Raw genomic sequence first — 15697 nt, forward strand, 5'->3', positions numbered from 1 at the left:
GCCCGCACGGCCGCGCGACCGCGCGACCGTGCGACCGTAATGTACAGGTGGTCCTCCGTCCGCCCGGCCGGGCCGCGCCCGCCGGGGTCCACGCCGGACGGCCGCCGTCGCCGCGCGGACCGGCCGGCCGGCGGACTCAGGTCCTCCGGAGGTCGGCACCCGGCGGCCGCGCGCCCGCCAGCGCGTCGTCGAGGGTCGGATGGATGGTCAGGCGCTCGTCGACGTGGGTGATCTGCAGGACGCGCCGGACCGAGTCCTGCAGCGGGCCGGCCAGCACGGCGCTGCCGCCGCGCCCCTCGGCCGCCAGGTAGAACCGCATCAGCAGGCTGAGGCCCACCGAGTCCAGGTAGCGCAGGCCGCTCAGGTCGAGGACCAGGTGCTCGCCGTGCTCGCCGCGCAGCCGGCGCATCTGCTGCTCGGCCTGCTGCGCGGTGTCCAGGGCCAGGTCACCGGTCATCGTGATCACAGTCCGGCCGTCCCGCGCGCGGCCGGTCACCTCGGCCATGGCGTTGCCTCCACGTCGTTCCGCTTTCCTCTGGGTCGGGGTCCGGCGCCACCGGTGCGCCGGGACTTCAGGTGTGGTCGGTCTCGGGCCGCGCGGGCTCGGGGGGTGCGGCCCCGGGGGGCGCGAGGCGGACGGTGGCCAGCTCCGGAAGCCCGGAGAGGGTCAGCACCGGTTCCAGGAGCCGCGGAGCGATCAGTTCGAGATGGTCCGCGTGGGCGAACAGAACGCTCAGTCCCGCGCTATCAAGGTACTCGACCGCGGTGAGGTCGAGGACGAGACCGCCCCTCTCCTCGTGCGCCGTGTCCAGCGCGGCGGCGAGGACCCGGCTGTTGCTCATGTCGATCTCGCCGACGGCCGTCACGAGCGCCCTCCCGTCCGGGCGCCGGGCGGTCGTGAGGGACAGGGGTGTGCTCATGAGCCGATCCTGGTGTTCATGTGGACGGTGGTGCCGTCCGGTCCTGGCGTGATGGTGAGGTTGCTCATCAGCGCGCGCATCAGCGCGGTGCCGCGCCCGCGGTTGAGGCCGCCGTCAGGGCCGGGCGGCTTCCAGCGGCCGGTGTCGGCGATGGTGAGATGCAGCTGGTCGACGAAGGCCTCGGCCCGCAGCCGGATGGTGTGCACGCCGCCGGTGGGGCGGCCGTGCTCGACGGCGTTGGCGCAGGCCTCGCCGGCGGCGACCAGGACGCCCTGGGCGGTGCGGCGGGGGAGCTGGCACTGGGCGAGCCAGCCGCGCAGCGCCTCCCGGAGCGGGGCGAGCTGCGAGGACTCGGCGGGGAAGCTCACGTCCAGCGGGGCGGGATGCCGGTACAGCATGAGCGCGACGTCGTCGTCGTAGCCGCCCGGTGGGGCCAGGCTCGTCATGATGCGGGTGGCGAGCTCGTCGACTCCCTGCTCGCGGCCGTCCTGGACGGCGTCGCCCACCTGCCGGATGCCCTCGTACAAGGAGCGGCGGCGGCGCTCCACGAGGCCGTCGGTGTAGAGCAGCACGGTGGCCCGGGCCGGGATCGTGGTCGCGGCGACGGGCCGGGGCCGTGCCGAGCCGACGGCGATCGGGACGGACCGGCCCCCGTCGAGCAGCTCGGTGGTGCCGTCCGGCCGGGCGAGGATGGCGGGCGGATGCCCGGCGCTGGAGTAGGTGAGCTCGCCCGTCCGGGGGTCGAGGACGCCGCAGAAGACGGTGGAGCACCGCGCGCCGGGGATGCCGGCGGCGAAGCGGTCGAGGGCCGTGAGGGCCCGGGCCGGCCCGGCGTCCTGCAGCAGGAGGGCCCGGCAGGCGCTGCGCAACTGGCCCATGACGGTGGCCGCCTCCAGGCCGCGGCCGACGCAGTCGCCCACGATGATGCCGATGCGGCCGTCGGGGAGGGCGAAGATGTCGTACCAGTCGCCGCCGACCTCCAGCGGCCGCGCCGCGGGCTCGTAGCGGACGGCGAACCCGTCGGGCAGCTCGGACGGGCCGAGGATGGCGCGCTGCAGGGCGAGGGCGGTCTCGCGCTGCTGGTCGATCAGGTTGGCGCGGGACAGCCCCTGGGCGAGGCGTCCGGCCAGCAGGGACAGCAGCAGCCGGTCCTGGTCGGTGAAGGGGCGGCGGTCGTTCAGGTCGATCCAGAGGACCAGGGTCCCGCGGGGGTGTTCGAGCGTGATCGCGGTGGCGTGCTCGGCGACGGGGGTGAGGGTCGGGTGCTCGCGCAGCGCGGCCATCTCCTCCCGGCGCTCCTCGGGCAGGTCCTGCCAGGCCAGTCCGGGCTCGGTCGAGGTCAGCTCGGGCGGGCCGCCGGTGAAGACGGCCGCCAGCACCCGGTCGGCGTGCCACAGGTCGCGCAGTTCCTCCAGCGCGCCGGCCAGGGTGTCGGGCAGGTTCACGGCCTCGGTGAGGCGCATGCCGAGGGCCGCGAGGGCGCTCTCCCGCTGGATGGCGTAGTGGTCGGCGGTGACGTCCCGGAAGGTGCCGACGATGACGCGCCGGCCGGTCTCGGGGTCGTGGACGTGGTTGTAGGCCACGCTGACCCATACCCGGTGCCCGTCGCGGTGCCGGAGGGAGACGTTGCGGGTGCCGCGCTCCTGCACCAGCATGTCGGCGAAGGCGGCGGCGACCTCCCGGCGCGCCTCGGGATCGGTCTTCTCGTCCGGCCACCAGGGGGGCTCCGGAGGATAGGGCAGCCCGGCGGCCTCGTAGCCGAGGATGTCGGTGAAAGCGGTGTTGAACTCGATGCAGGAGCCGTCCTCGTCGCAGACGAAGAACGCCTCCCGCATGGACTCGACCAGTGCGGTGCGCCAGCGGGCGTGGTGGCCGCGCAGCCGGGCCAGCTCGACGTTGGCCCGCACGCGGGCCAGCAGCTCGGCGGCGGCGAAGGGCTTGAGCAGGTAGTCGTCGGCGCCCGCCCGCAGGCCCTCGATCGAGGCCTCCTGCCCGGCGCGGGCCGACAGCAGCAGCACCGGCAGCGCGGCGGTGCGCTGGTCGGCGCGCAGCGCGGCGACCAGCTCCAGCCCGTCCACGTGCGGCATCATCACGTCGCTGACCACCATGTCGAAGCCGGTCTCGCGGACCGCCTCCAGGGCGGCCCGGCCGTCGGCGACGGCGTCGACCTCGTAGCCGGCGCCGCGCAGCAGCCGGGTGAGGTACTCGCGCATGTCGGCGTTGTCGTCGGCGACCAGCACCCGCGCCGCGGCGTCGGGCGCGGGCGCCGAGACGGGCTCGGCCGGCGTCGGGTCGGTCGAGTTCGGGTCGCCGCCGGGCTCCTCGGCGGGCAGCCAGCGCAGCGCCTCCTGGAGGTAGGGGTCGGCGGTGACCGACGCCGCCGTGGAGGAGCGCGGCGGGGCGACGGCGCCCGGGGGCAGATGGTCGCTCCCGAACGGCAGCCGGACGGTGAAGCGGGTCCCCTCGCCCTCGGTGCTGGCGGCGGTGATGGTCCCGCCCTGCAGGCCGACGAGCTCCTTGACCAGGGCCAGCCCGATGCCGCTGCCCTCGTTGGAGCGGGCGCGGGTGTTCTCGACGCGGTGGAACCGCTCGAACAGCCGCGGCACCTCGCCGGCCGCGACCCCCACCCCGGTGTCGGCCACCGTCACCTGCGCCATCCCGTCCACGGCGCCCACCCGGACATGGATCGCCCCGTCGAAGGTGAACTTCAGCGCGTTGCTGAGCAGGTTCAGCATCACCTTCTCCCACATGTCGCGGTCGACGTACACCGGCTCGGGGAGCGGGTCGCACTCGACGGCGAAGGAGAGGCCGGCCTTGTCCACGGCGGAGCGGAAGACGCTGGCCAGCTCGGCCGTGACCTCGGCCAGGTCGACCGGCTCGTAGCGCGCCTGCATCCGGCCGGCCTCGATGCGGGAGAAGTCCAGCAGGGAGTTGACGAGCCTGCCCAGGCGCAGCCCGTTGCGGTGGATGACGTCCAGCTCCTGGTGGACCTGGTCGCCCGCGTCGCCCAGCCGGGTGCGCAGCTCCTGCACCGGGCCCATGATCAGCGTCAGCGGGGTGCGGAACTCGTGGCTGATGTTGGAGAAGAACGTCGTCTTGGCGCGGTCGAGCTCGGCGAGCTCCTCGGCGCGCCGCCGCTGCGCCTGGTAGCTGCGGGCGCTGCCGATCCCGGCCGCGACGTGCCCGGCGGCCAGCTCCACGAAGCCGCGGTACCCCTCGTCCAGCTGGCGGTACGGGTTCAGCGCGGCCACCAGGAACCCGTACGGGGCGCGGCCCTGCCGCAGCAGCGGCGCCACCAGGGCCTGGTCGGGGGGCTGGGTCCAGGCCCCGGAGGGCAGGACGCCGAACTGAGGATCATCGAGCTGCATCAGCACCGATTCTCCCCGCGCCAGCGCCGCCGCGGGCCAGATTCCGTCCGGTTCGTCCGCCCGCAGCTCGGCGCGCGCGGCCGGATGGTCGCGGGAGATGCCGGTCGCCCCCGCGAGCCGCGCCGTACCCCCGTCCTCGAACAGGTACGTCAGGGTGAAGGGAAGGTCCTCGCGGTTGCGGCCGAGCTGCCGGTCGGCGAAGGCCAGCGTCTCCTCCTCGGTCCGGACCACGCTGGGATCGGACCCGAGTTCCCGCAGCGTCGTCATCCGGCGCTCGCCGATGACGCGCTCGGTCTCCTCGTTGACCACGCACAGCATCCCGACCACGCCGCCGGTGTCGTCGCGCAGCGGGCTGTAGGAGAAGGTGTGGTAGGTCTCCTCGGGGTACCCCGACCGCTCCAGGAACAGCAGCAGCGCCTCGTCCCAGGTGGCCTCTCCCGTGCCGAGCACCGTGTCGATCCTCGGCCCGATGTCGTCCCAGATCTCGGTCCACACCTCGCGGGCCGGCCGGCCCAGCGCCCACGGGTACTTGCGCCCGAGCGTGTCGCGGCGGTAGGCGGCGTTGCAGAAGAAGGTCAGCTCCGGACCCCAGGCCATCCACATCGAGAACCGGGACGACAGCAGGATGTCGACCGCCGTCCGCAGGCTCTGCGGCCAGCCGTCCGGGGGGCCGAGCGGCGTCGCCGCCCAGTCGACGGCGGCGAGGTCGGGGCCGATCTCCCCGTCGGCGGAGAACAGCCCGGCCCCCGCCCGCGGCTCGCGTCGGGCGCCCCCGGCGAACCCGGCGTCCTCCGAAACCGCCACCGCACCCCTCTTCCACTCAGGCGATCACCCACCGCGACTCAGCGGACGCCCCGCGCGTCCGCGCACCGCATGGCCAACCCTTTACCCCCGGAGACCCGGAGGCAACAACCGTTTCCCCGGTACCCGGACGTGCGGTGCGCCGCGTCCGCGGTGACCGGCGACCGTCAGATCGCCGCCGAAGTGATAAGCAGTACAAACAGGGTAAAGCCCATCTTCTGGCGGAACCGCCGCCGACCGCTACCGACCACAGGAGGTGACGGTGACGGACCCCGGCCGCCACCTCGGACCCGAACCCGCTCTGCCCGGCGAGCGGGAGCGGCTGGCGGCCGTCCGCCGCTACCGGATACTCGACACCCCGCCCGACGGCGCCTTCGACACCATCGCCTCCCTGGCCGCGCGCAGCTGCGGCACGCCGATGGCCGCCGTGGGCATCGTGGACCGCGACCGCGTCTGGTTCAAGGCCGTCCACGGCCTGCCCGGCGTCTCGCAGATCGCCCGCGGCCCCGGCCTGTGCGCCTCCGCCGTCCTGCGCGACGCCCCGTACGTCGTCACGGACGCGCTCACCGACCCGGCGGCGGCCGGCAACCCGCTCGTCCGCGGCGAGCCGGGCGTCCGCTTCTACGCGGCCGCGCCCATCACCACCGCGGACGGCCACCGGCTCGGCACCGTCAGCGTGCTGGACACCCGCCCCCGCGACGCGACCGAGGAGCAGCTGGGCATCCTGAGCGACCTGGCGGCGCTGGTCGCCCAGGAGCTGGAACGGCGGCTGTCCTCGATCTGCACCATCACGGCCGAGCGGACCATGCGCGCCGGAGCCGAACGCCTGGTGCGCACCCTGCAGCGCACGCTCCTGCCGCCAGCCCTGCCCGAGGTGCCCGGCCTCGACGCCGCCGCCGCGTACCACCCCGTCTCCCAGGACGAGGTCGGCGGCGACTTCTACGACCTGTTCCCCTTGGACGACGGGCGCTGGGCGTTCTTCCTCGGCGACGTGTGCGGCAAGGGCGCCGAGGCCGCCGCCCTGACCTCCCTCACCCGCTACACCCTGCGCTCCGCCGCCATCTACGACCCCGACCCGTGCGCCGTGCTCGGCAACCTCGACGCCGTCCTCAAAGGCGAGTACCAGAGCGACCCCCGGTTCTGCACCGCCCTGTTCGGGGTCATGGCCCCCGAACCGGACGGCTCGTTCGCCGTGACCCTGGCCGGGGGCGGTCACCCGCCCGCCCTGGCCGTCCGCGCGGACGGCACGGTCGACGCCGTACCCACGCCCGGTGGGCAGCTCATCGGGATACTGCCCGAACCGCGCTTCGCCCAGGCAGACGTCCGCCTCGCCCCAGGCGACGCCCTCCTGCTGTACACGGACGGCCTCACCGAAGCCCGCACGCCGGACGGTGCGATGCTCGGAGACGAGGGCCTAACCGCCCATCTGACCAGCAAGCCCAGTGACGGAGCGGATAGTCTGCTGGCGAACATCCATAAACTTCTCACGGAACTAGGCGCGGGAGTCGGTGACGACACGGCGTTGCTGGCCCTCTCCGTGCCCCGCCGTCCAGCCGCGTCCGGACAGGAGCCTCCTCGGTGACCGAGCCCACCTTCACCGTCAACCTCCCGTCCGAGGGAGCGGAGGTCCCCGTGCTGCGCGTCGCGGGAGACCTCGACTACCACACCGCCCCGCGCCTGCGGGAGGCGCTGGAGGCCTTGCCCCTGGCCTCCGGGGGCGGCGCCGTGCTCGACGTGACCGACCTGAACTACTGCGACTCCACCGGCATCACCGTCCTCATCGCCGGCTACCGCCGGGCCCAGGCCGCGCAGAGCAGGATCGTGCTCGCCGGGCTGAACCCCGACCTCACCCGGGTCTTCGAGATCACCGGGCTCGACCAGGTCTTCGCCTTCCACCCCACCGCCGACGAGGCCGTCAAGGCGCTGCGCGAGCAGTGAGGCCGCGCGAGCAGTGAGGCCGCGCGAGCAGTGAGTCCGCGGGCGCGTCAGCCGCGCCGCGGGGTGACGAGGCCGGATTCGTAGGCGAACACCACGAGCTGGGCGCGGTCCCTGACATGCAGCTTCGCCAGCACCCTGCTGACGTGCGTCTTCGCGGTGGCCGGGCTGATCACCATGTGCGCGGCGATCTCGTCGTTGGACATGCCGCGGGCCACCAGCACGGTGACCTCCCGCTCGCGCCTGGTCAGCATGTCGAGCCCCTCGGGGGCGGGCTCGGGGCGGCGCGCGACGTACTCGCCGATCAGGCGGCGGGTGATCGCGGGGGACAGCAGCGCGTCGCCGCGGGCCGCGACCCGCACGCCCTGCACCAGGTCGGCGGGCTCGGTGTCCTTGACCATGAATCCGCAGGCGCCCGCGCGGAGCGCGTTGAAGACGTACTCGTCGAGGCCGTAGTTGGTGAGGATCACGACGTGGACGCCGCTCAGCCGCCGGTCCGCGGCGATCAGCCGGGTCGCCTCGATGCCGTCCATCACCGGCATCTGGACGTCCACGAGGGCGACGTCGGGCCGGTGCTCGACGGCGAGCGCGACGCCCTGCTCGCCGTTCGCCGCCTCGGCCACCACCTCGATGTCGTCCTCGATCTCCAGCAGCGCGCGGAAGCCGCCGCGGATGAGCGCCTGGTCGTCCACCAGCAGCACGCGGATCACGAGGGCTCCCCGAGGGGGAGCTCGGCGCGGACGGTGAAGCCCCCTTCGGGGCGGGGCTCGGCCCGCAGCCGGCCGCCGAGCGCCGCGACGCGCTCGCGCATGCCGAGCAGGCCCGTGCCGGGGACGGGCGGCGCGGCCGGGTCGGCCTTGCCGTCGTCGTCGACCTGCACCACCAGTTCCCCGCCCGCGTAGTCGATGCGCACCGCCGCGGCCGCGCCCCCGGCGTGCCGCGAGACGTTGGTGAGCGCCTCCTGGACGATCCGGTACGCGGCCCGGTCCACCTCGGGCGGCAGCTCCCGCCGCGTGCCGGAGACCGTCACCGTGGCCGGCAGCCCGGTCGAGCGGGCCCGCTCCACGAGGCCGTCGAGCCGGTCGAGACCGCTGGCCGCGGACTCGCCGTCGGGCCGGTCGGAGTCCCGCAGCACCTCCAGGGTGGCGCGCAGCTCGCGCATGGCGTCGCCGCTGGCCTCCTGGATGGCCAGCAGGGCGGGCGGCACGTCCTCGCCGCGCCTGCGCGCCAGGTGGACGGCCACCCCGGCCTGCACCTTGATGATCGAGATGCTGTGGGTGAGCGAGTCGTGCAGTTCCCTGGCGATGCGCAGCCGCTCCTCGCCGGCGCGCCGGCGGGCCGCCTCCTCGCGGGTGCGCTCGGCCTCGGCGGCCCGCCGCTCGGCCTCCTCCAGGTACGCCTGCCGGTGCCGGGCCACGGTCGCCGCCACGCCCGCCGCCGCGAACCAGCCGACCAGCAGCGAGAGGCTCTGGAGGTCGCGCAGCGACCCTTCGGCGCTGGGCAGCCCCACCACCAGGCCGGCGCCCAGGAAGGCCGCGCCCACCAGCGCCGTGGCCAGCCGGTGGCCCGCGCTGAAGGCGGCGAACACGGTCACGATCACGGGAAAGGCGGCCGCCGGGCCCGGCCGGACGTGCGCCGCGAGCGCGAGCATGCAGCCCGCGCTGCCCACCAGCGACACCAGGGGCGCGCGCCGCCAGGCGACGAGCACGAGCGAGCCGGCGAGGGCGAACGCGAGATCGAGCATGCCCGCGTGCGGGGTGATGGCCACGACGAGCGACAGGAAGAGGGCCATCGCCACGGCGAGCAGTCCGTCCTGGGCGAGCGGCCGCCACCGGTTCATGGAGCTCATTCGTGCAGATTAAGACTCTTTCCGGCGAGATTCCTCGGCGTCGCGGCGGAGAAATCCACTACTCCCCGCGGTGTAGCGGCGCCGTTCGTACGCCGCGGGCGTCAGGGGAAGAAGCCATCCCCGGCCCGATGACCGCCGACCTGCTCGAACACCACGATGTCGGGCATGCACACGAACGAAGTGAAGGACGCCGCCCGCCCCGGGCCGACTCTCGCCGCGGTGGCCGTCGTGCAGTTCATGGTGTCGCTGGACCTGTCGGTGGTGAACGTCGGGCTCCCGCAGATCGCCGCCGGCCTCGGTTTCAGCGCGGTGGGCCTGACATGGGTGATCCACGCCTACGCCCTCTCCTTCGGAGGGCTGCTCCTGCTGGGCGGCAAGGCCGCCGACCGGTACGGCCGCAAACCCGTCCTCCTGCTCGGCCTCTGCCTGTTCGGCCTGGCGTCCCTCGCCGGGGGACTGGCCCGGGAACCGGGCCAGTTCGTCGCCGCGCGCGCCGCCCAGGGGGTCGGCGCCGCCGCACTGGCGCCGGCGGCGCTGGCGCTGCTGAGCGCGACGTTCCCGTCGGGCCGGGAGCGGGTCCGGGCCTTCGGGATCTGGAGCGCGATGAACGCCGCCGGCGGCGCGTTCGGCGTCCTGATCGGCGGCGTGCTCACCGAGTACGCCGGATGGCGCTGGGTGATGCTGGTGAACGTCCCTATGACCGCCGTCGCGCTGGCGCTGGCCTGGCGCGGTGTCGCCTCCGGCCCGGCACCGGACCGCGCCCGCCGGCCGGACGTCCTCGGCGCTGTCCTGGCCACCGCGGGGATGACCCTGCTCGTGTTCGGCATCGTCCGCACGGACCGGCACGGATGGACCTCCCCGGCCACCCTGGCGACCCTGGCGGCCGCGGCGGTCCTGCTCGCCGCCTTCCTCTGGCAGGAGCGGACCACCGCCCGGGAGCCGCTGGTCAGGCTCGGCCTGTTCGCCAACCGCTCGGTGGCCGGCGCCAACACCTTCAACCTCCTGGTCGGCGCCGCGATGGCCTCCTCCTTCTACTTCATGTCCCTCTATCTGCAGCGGGTCCTGGGGCACGGGCCGGCCATGTCCGGGACCATGTTCCTGCCCTTCGCCCTGGGGGTCGTCGCCGGATCGGTGCTGGCCGTCAAGCTCGGCTACCGGCTGGCCCCGCGGACCCTCCTGGTCGCCGGCGGGCTGGTGACCGCGGCCGGGTTCACCTGGTTCGCCATGATCAGCTCGGACGGCGCGTTCGCCACCGATGTGCTCGGGCCCTCGATCGTCGCCAGCGTGGGCTTCGGGCTCTGCCTGGCGCCGGTCGTCTCCATCGCCACCGCCGGCGTCGCGTCCCACGAGACCGGCACCGCCTCGGCGCTGCTCAACAGCTCGCGCCAGATCGGCGCCTCCCTCGGCCTGGCCGCCCTCGGCACGGCCGCCCAGCACCGCACCGGCGGCGTGCCCACCCCCGAGGCCCTCAACGACGGCTACGCGCTCGGCCTCGGCCTCGGCGCCGCGCTCCTGGCCGCCGCCGCCCTGATCGCCCTCGCGGTGCTGCGCCGGACCGTCCCGCCGGAGCGGACCGGGCGGATCGACGACCGCGACCTGGTGCCCGTCCAGGACTGACGGGCCTCCCCGGTCAGCAGACCACCGCAGAAAGGACCGTGCCAGGCGGCTGAGCCACCGCCGGCCCGGTGCGCGGCCCCGGGCCTCGGGGGAGCGGTCAGCCGGCTTCGTGGCCCGGTTCGAGGTCGGGCAGCGTGCGGAAGGTGAGCGGGGCCGTGTCGGCCCCGATCGCCACGTCGACCGGGGCCAGGAGGAACCCGGTGTGGTCGCCGAGCTCGACGCGCTCCTCGATCCGTCCGACGAGGCGGCGGGGGGCGCCGGTGAGGAGGGGCACCCCTTCGGGCCCCGGCCGCCAGGAGCAGCGGGTGAACTTGTCGATCTCGTCGCCCGTCCGCTCTCCGAAGAGCGCCGCCAGCCGCCGCTGCTCCTCGCTGCGGCCGAGGACGTGCACGGCGAGGACCTTCGCCGCCTCCGCCGCCCGGTAGGTGCGGTTCCGCCGCGACAGGCACACCAGGAACCTGAACGGTTCGATGCTGGTCTGCGTGGTGAACCCGACCAGGCAGCCCGCCCGCGTCCCCGTGCCCGGATCGACGGTGGTCACCACGAACATCGGGTAGTCGAATCCGGCGACGAATTCATCGCTGTCCATCCGGTCACCCTATGGTGATGCGGCCGGGGCGAGATCCGAGGCCGCGGGGGTCGCTCCCCGACCTTCCGGGCGGGCGACCGCGTTCCCGGCGACCGGACACGCTGGGAAGGAAGGCATCACGATGAGCACGTTCGTCGTCATCGGGGCCGGCCTCGTCGGTGCCGCGACCGCGTGGCAGCTGGCCCGCCGCGGCCACGAGGTGACGGTGCTGGAGCGTGACACGCCCGCCAACGCCATGGGCAGTTCGCACGGGTCCGCGCGGATCCTCCGGTACGGCTATGCCGATCCGCTCTACGTCCGGATGGTCGTCGACGCACGGCGCGAGTGGGACGAGCTGGAGCGGCTGTCCGGCGAGCGGCTCTTCACCCGGACGGGCTCCCTGGACGCCGGGGCGGCCCGCGACCCCGCGGCGCTGGCCGCGGTGTTCGCGGAGGTCGGCGTCGACCACGAACTGCTCACCGCGTCCGAGGCCGCCGCGCGGTGGCCCCTGTTCCGTTTCGCGGACGGGTCCGATGTGCTCTGGCACCCGGCCGCCGGTGTGGTCGACGCGGAGACCGCGGTGTCGGCCATGCTGCGGCTGGCCCGAGCCGAGGGCGCCCGGGTCGAGACCGGCCGGCCGGTGGCGTCGGTCGAGCGGGCGGGCGCGGGCTACCGGGTGGCGGGTCCGGCCGGCCGGGCGGTCGAAGCCGAGAAGGTCGTCGTCGCCGCCGGGGGCTGGCTGCCCGACCTGCTCGGCGGCCTCCCGCTGCCGGAGGCGTTCCTGTCGGCGTTCCCCCCGCTCCAGGTGATGCAGGAGAACGTCTTCCACTTCCCCTACCGGGAAGCCCCGGCGGAGACGTGGCCGACGTTCATCCACACGGAGGCGGCCATGCTGGTCTACGGCCTGCCCGGTGGCCGGGACGCCGCCCTCCCCGGCGGCCGGAGCGGCCAGAAGGTGGCCGTGTTCAACGGCGGACGGCCGGTCCGGAGCGCCGCCGCGCAGGACGGCGCGATCGACCCGGCGAGCCGTGAACGGATCACCGCCTACGCCCGGCGGGTCCTGCCGGGCGTCGTCCCCGAGCCGTACGCGGAGACCACCTGCCTGTTCACCAACACCCCCACCGAGGACTTCGTGGTCGACGGCGCCGACGGGATCACGGTCGCCTCGCCGTGCTCGGGGCACGGCGCCAAGTTCGCGCCGCTGCTCGGCCGGATCATCGCCGAATCGGCGGCGGGCGAGCGCGCGGCCCCGGACCGGTTCCGGGTGGGCGGCGGACGTGGGGCTCCGCCTCCCTGACGGCCCCGGTCCCGGCCTCGCGGGCGACGAAGATCGCGTAGCCTGCCGGGATGACGGAGACGCCTGCGGACCTCGCACTGCCCCCCGCCCTCGCCGAGGTGGCCGAGATCGGCTTCGAGTGGGAGTGGGACGAGGAGGCCGACGAGGCGCGCGGCTGCGACTTCGAGCTCTACGACCGCTTCGAGGAACCCGCCGAGACGACGTGGTGGTTCCGCCTGTGGACCGGCAACCCCGAAGCGGACGGCGGCGAGTTCCGCTTCTTCGGCACGACCGGGGCCGGCGACTACACCGGCTTCTGGCTGGCGCGGCCCGGCGCGCCGGTCACCGGCCAGCCCGTGGTCTACGTCGGTTCCGAGGGCGACCGCGGTGTGATCGCCCGGGACCTCGGCGACCTGCTCTGGCTGTTCGCCGCCGGCCTCGGCCCCAAGGAGGCCTTTGACGACCCCGGCTCCCCCGCGGAGCCGAACGACGCCTTCCGCGCGATCGCCGAGCGCCACGCCCCGGGGCACCGCTCGCCCACCGAGATCGCGGCCGCCGCGCAGGCGGAGTTCCCGCACTTCACGGACCACATCGAAGCGCTGTGCCGCTGAACTCCCTGCGCCGCTGATCCCCGTGTGCTCGTGAACCCGGTGTGCTCGTGAACCCCGTGTGCTCGTGAACCCCGTGTGCTCGTGAACCCCGTGTGCTCGTGAACCCCGTCTGGCGTTGAGGGGGAGCAGCCCACCCGCGCCGCGATGTGGGCGGGTTCGGGACCTTTGTCCTTTCGCGCGGGACCTCTCTCCCTACCCGCCCGCCGCCCGGAGCCGGGATCGTCGAGGTGCGCGACGGCCAGGACGGGCACGGCGGGCCGGCGTGCCGCCACGGAACGGAGAGGGAACATGAGCGGCACAGGTACGGGTGTGATGGAGCGGGCGGTTCCGGAGGACCGGCTGCGCGAGCACCACCGGCGCTGCCTCCCCGCGCTGAGCAGGCTCAGGCTGGTGGCGAGGAGCGGCCTCGGGACGGGCGTCGACGTGCGGGCCGCCACCGCCGAGGTCATGGCCGAGCTGGGCGCCGCCGAGGCCGTCCTGCTCGACACCCTGGCCGGGAGCGTGCGGCAGGAGGCGCTCGCGCACTTCCTGGCGTGCCGCGTCAACCGCCTCGCGATCGTGGCCGAGCACGCCGTCGCGACGGCGTCCGCCGGGGACCTTCCGGCCCTGCGGCGCCTGCTCTTCCAGTTCCACGCCCTGGCCGAGGCCATGTGGAAGGTGCAGCTCGGGTTGCAGAGGCCCGAGACGCGTCCCGCGACCGCGACGCGACCGGACCTCCGGGCCGCCCAGGCGCCGCGGAAGCGGCCGGCGGCGCGGACCTGACCGCCCCCCACCGGGCCGCCGCCGCGCACGGACCTAGGTCCTTCCGGGTGCGGACGTTCCTCCCTACGCCGCGGCGGGCCGGAAGCCGACCGTGGGTCTAGGACATGCCCGGTCGCACCGGGGCCGCCGGGCACTCGCCTGAGGGGGAGGTCGAGATGGACGGTCGAGACATGCCGGTCCACGTCGAGGGGCGGCTGGAGGAGCCGCTGTCGCGGTGGCTGTGGCTGGTGAAGTGGCTGCTCCTGATCCCGCACTACATCGTCCTTTTCTTCCTCGGGATCGCGTTCACCGTGCTCACCGTGGTCGCGTTCTTCGCGATCCTGGTCACCGGCCGGTACCCGCGGGCGATCTTCGACTTCGACGTCGGGGTGCTGCGCTGGGCGTGGCGGGTGGCCTTCTACGGGTACGGCGCGCTGGGCACCGACCGGTACCCGCCGTTCACGCTCCAGGACGTCCCGGACTACCCGGCCCGGCTGCGGATCGAGTACCCCGAGCGGCTGTCGCGGGGGCTGGTGCTGGTGAAGTGGTGGCTGCTGGCGATCCCGCACTACCTGGTGGTCGCGGTCTTCACCGGCGGCGGCTACGGCGGGGACGACTCGAACTGGAACCCGCCGAGCCTGGTCGGCCTGCTGGTGCTCTTCACCGCGATCGCGCTGCTGTTCACCGGCCGCTATCTGCGGGGCGTCTTCGGGTTCGTGATGGGGATGGACCGGTGGGTCCTGCGGGTGGCCGGCTACGCCTTCCTGATGACCGACCGCTACCCCCCGTTCCGGCTCGACATGGGCGGTGCCGAGCCCGAGCCGGAGCCCGGGCCGGTGCCCGCGGCGCCGGAGGCGCCGGGACGTTAGGCCCGCCCGGCGGGACGTTAGGCCCTGCCGCCGCCGCACCGCCGGATCCGACCCTGGTAGCGAACCTGAGGACGGATGAGGGAGGCTCGCCATGCGAGCGCTGGTGTACCACGGGCCCGGCCGCAAGTCCTGGGAGGACGTGCCCAAGCCCGAGATCGTCGCGGACGGCGACGCGCTGGTGCGGGTGGACGCGGTGACCATCTGCGGCACGGACCTGCACATCCTCAAAGGGGACGTCCCGGCGGTGACCGACGGGCGGATCCTCGGGCACGAGGCGGTCGGCACGATCGAGGCGGTCGGGCCGGGCGTCAAGACGGTCAAGCCGGGCGACCAGGTGCTGGTCTCCTGCATCACCGCGTGCGGCACGTGCCGGTTCTGCCGCGAGGGCCGCTACGGGCAGTGCCTCGGCGGGGGCGGCTGGATCCTCGGGCACAAGATCGACGGGACGCAGGCCGAGTACGTGCGGGTGCCGTTCGCCGACACCTCGGTGCACCCCCTGCCGCCCGGCGTGCCCGCGCAGGACGTGCTGATGCTGGCCGACATCCTGCCGACCGGCTACGAGGTCGGCGTGCTCAACGGCGCCGTCCGCCCCGGCGACGTGGTGGCGGTGGTGGGCGCCGGCCCGATCGGCCTCGCGGCGATCATGGGGGCGCGGCTGTTCAGCCCGAGCCACATCGTGGCGATCGACCTGGCCGACAGCCGGCTGGAGGCGGCCAAGCAGTTCGGCGCCGACAGCACGGTCAACAACTCCCGGCAGGACGCCGTGGAGGTGGTGCGCGAGATGACCGACGGGCTCGGCGCCGACGTGGCCATCGAGGCCGTCGGCGTCCCGGAGGCCTTCGAGCTGACCGTAGCGCTGGCCCGGCCCGGCGGCCACATCGCCAACATCGGCGTGCACGGCGCCCCGGCCGCGCTGCACCTGGAGGAGCAGTGGATCCGGGACATCACCATCACCACGGGCCTGGTGGACACCTTCTCCACGCCCACCCTGCTCCGGCTCGTCGCCGGACGCCAGCTCGACGCCGGACGGTTCGTCACCCACCACTTCACGCTGGACGAGTTCCCGAAGGCCTACGAGGTCTTCGCCGACGCGGCCCACACCGGCGCCCTCAAAGTCGTCCTGACCCGCTGAGCCCGGCCGG

14 protein-coding genes are annotated in these 15697 nt (G+C 74.3%); 8 read left to right on the forward strand and 6 right to left on the reverse strand.

What is annotated here, in order from left to right; genetic code table 11:
* Positions 1-136: 136 nt before the first annotated feature.
* From AB0C21_RS16815 to AB0C21_RS16825, 3 genes are all read right to left on the reverse strand, one after another.
* A complete protein-coding gene (locus AB0C21_RS16815) occupies positions 137-505 on the reverse strand; it encodes an STAS domain-containing protein (protein WP_500205024.1) in 369 nt (122 codons plus the stop codon).
* A gap of 67 nt (positions 506-572) precedes the next feature.
* Positions 573-920, reverse strand: a complete 348-nt coding sequence (locus AB0C21_RS16820; protein WP_500205025.1) for an STAS domain-containing protein — start codon at positions 918-920, stop codon at positions 573-575.
* Positions 917-5092: a SpoIIE family protein phosphatase gene (locus AB0C21_RS16825; protein WP_500205026.1), complete on the reverse strand. Its 4176-nt coding sequence runs from the start codon at positions 5090-5092 to the stop codon at positions 917-919. The genes AB0C21_RS16820 and AB0C21_RS16825 overlap by 4 nt, the downstream gene beginning before the upstream one ends.
* 259 nt (positions 5093-5351) lie before the next feature.
* On the opposite strand from AB0C21_RS16825, the gene AB0C21_RS16830 reads away from it, so the two are divergent.
* Positions 5352-6671, forward strand: coding sequence for a PP2C family protein-serine/threonine phosphatase (locus AB0C21_RS16830; RefSeq protein ID WP_500205027.1), 1320 nt, complete (start codon positions 5352-5354; stop codon positions 6669-6671).
* Positions 6668-7027, forward strand: coding sequence for an STAS domain-containing protein (locus AB0C21_RS16835; protein WP_500205028.1), 360 nt, complete (start codon positions 6668-6670; stop codon positions 7025-7027). The genes AB0C21_RS16830 and AB0C21_RS16835 overlap by 4 nt, the downstream gene beginning before the upstream one ends.
* A gap of 47 nt (positions 7028-7074) precedes the next feature.
* Here AB0C21_RS16835 and AB0C21_RS16840 read toward each other — a convergent pair whose 3' ends face one another.
* Positions 7075-7734 (reverse strand): response regulator, encoded by a 660-nt coding sequence (locus AB0C21_RS16840; protein WP_149257075.1) that lies wholly within the window; start codon positions 7732-7734, stop codon positions 7075-7077.
* Positions 7731-8873, reverse strand: coding sequence for a sensor histidine kinase (locus AB0C21_RS16845; RefSeq protein ID WP_500205029.1), 1143 nt, complete (start codon positions 8871-8873; stop codon positions 7731-7733). The genes AB0C21_RS16840 and AB0C21_RS16845 overlap by 4 nt, the downstream gene beginning before the upstream one ends.
* Before the next feature lie 165 nt (positions 8874-9038).
* Here AB0C21_RS16845 and AB0C21_RS16850 point away from each other — a divergent pair, with 165 nt between their 5' ends.
* On the forward strand, positions 9039-10490 hold the full coding sequence (locus tag AB0C21_RS16850; RefSeq protein WP_500205030.1) for an MFS transporter: 1452 nt from the start codon (positions 9039-9041) through the stop codon (positions 10488-10490).
* 97 nt (positions 10491-10587) lie between these two features.
* Here AB0C21_RS16850 and AB0C21_RS16855 read toward each other — a convergent pair whose 3' ends face one another.
* Positions 10588-11079 carry a flavin reductase family protein gene (locus AB0C21_RS16855; protein WP_500205031.1) on the reverse strand — a complete coding sequence of 164 codons (492 nt, stop codon included), beginning with the start codon at positions 11077-11079 and terminating at the stop codon, positions 10588-10590.
* 121 nt (positions 11080-11200) lie between these two features.
* Between AB0C21_RS16855 and AB0C21_RS16860 the strand changes: the two genes are divergently transcribed.
* The 5 genes from AB0C21_RS16860 to AB0C21_RS16880 all read left to right on the forward strand — a co-directional run bounded on the left by AB0C21_RS16860 (position 11201) and on the right by AB0C21_RS16880 (position 15687).
* Positions 11201-12355, forward strand: coding sequence for an FAD-dependent oxidoreductase (locus AB0C21_RS16860; RefSeq protein WP_500205032.1), 1155 nt, complete (start codon positions 11201-11203; stop codon positions 12353-12355).
* A 50-nt stretch (positions 12356-12405) separates the two neighbouring features.
* On the forward strand, positions 12406-12945 hold the full coding sequence (locus tag AB0C21_RS16865) for an SMI1/KNR4 family protein (RefSeq protein WP_500205033.1): 540 nt from the start codon (positions 12406-12408) through the stop codon (positions 12943-12945).
* Positions 12946-13233: 288 nt separating this feature from the next.
* A complete protein-coding gene (locus tag AB0C21_RS16870) occupies positions 13234-13707 on the forward strand; it encodes a hypothetical protein (protein WP_500205034.1) in 474 nt (157 codons plus the stop codon).
* 155 nt (positions 13708-13862) lie between these two features.
* A complete protein-coding gene (locus AB0C21_RS16875) occupies positions 13863-14555 on the forward strand; it encodes a DUF4389 domain-containing protein (RefSeq protein WP_500205035.1) in 693 nt (230 codons plus the stop codon).
* 91 nt (positions 14556-14646) lie between these two features.
* Entirely contained in the window at positions 14647-15687 is a 1041-nt protein-coding gene (locus AB0C21_RS16880; RefSeq protein WP_149257067.1) for a zinc-dependent alcohol dehydrogenase family protein, read from the forward strand.
* Positions 15688-15697 lie beyond the last annotated feature (10 nt).

Origin of the sequence: Spirillospora sp. NPDC049024 (genome assembly GCF_040649235.1) — a bacterium.
Lineage (GTDB): Bacteria > Actinomycetota > Actinomycetes > Streptosporangiales > Streptosporangiaceae > Spirillospora.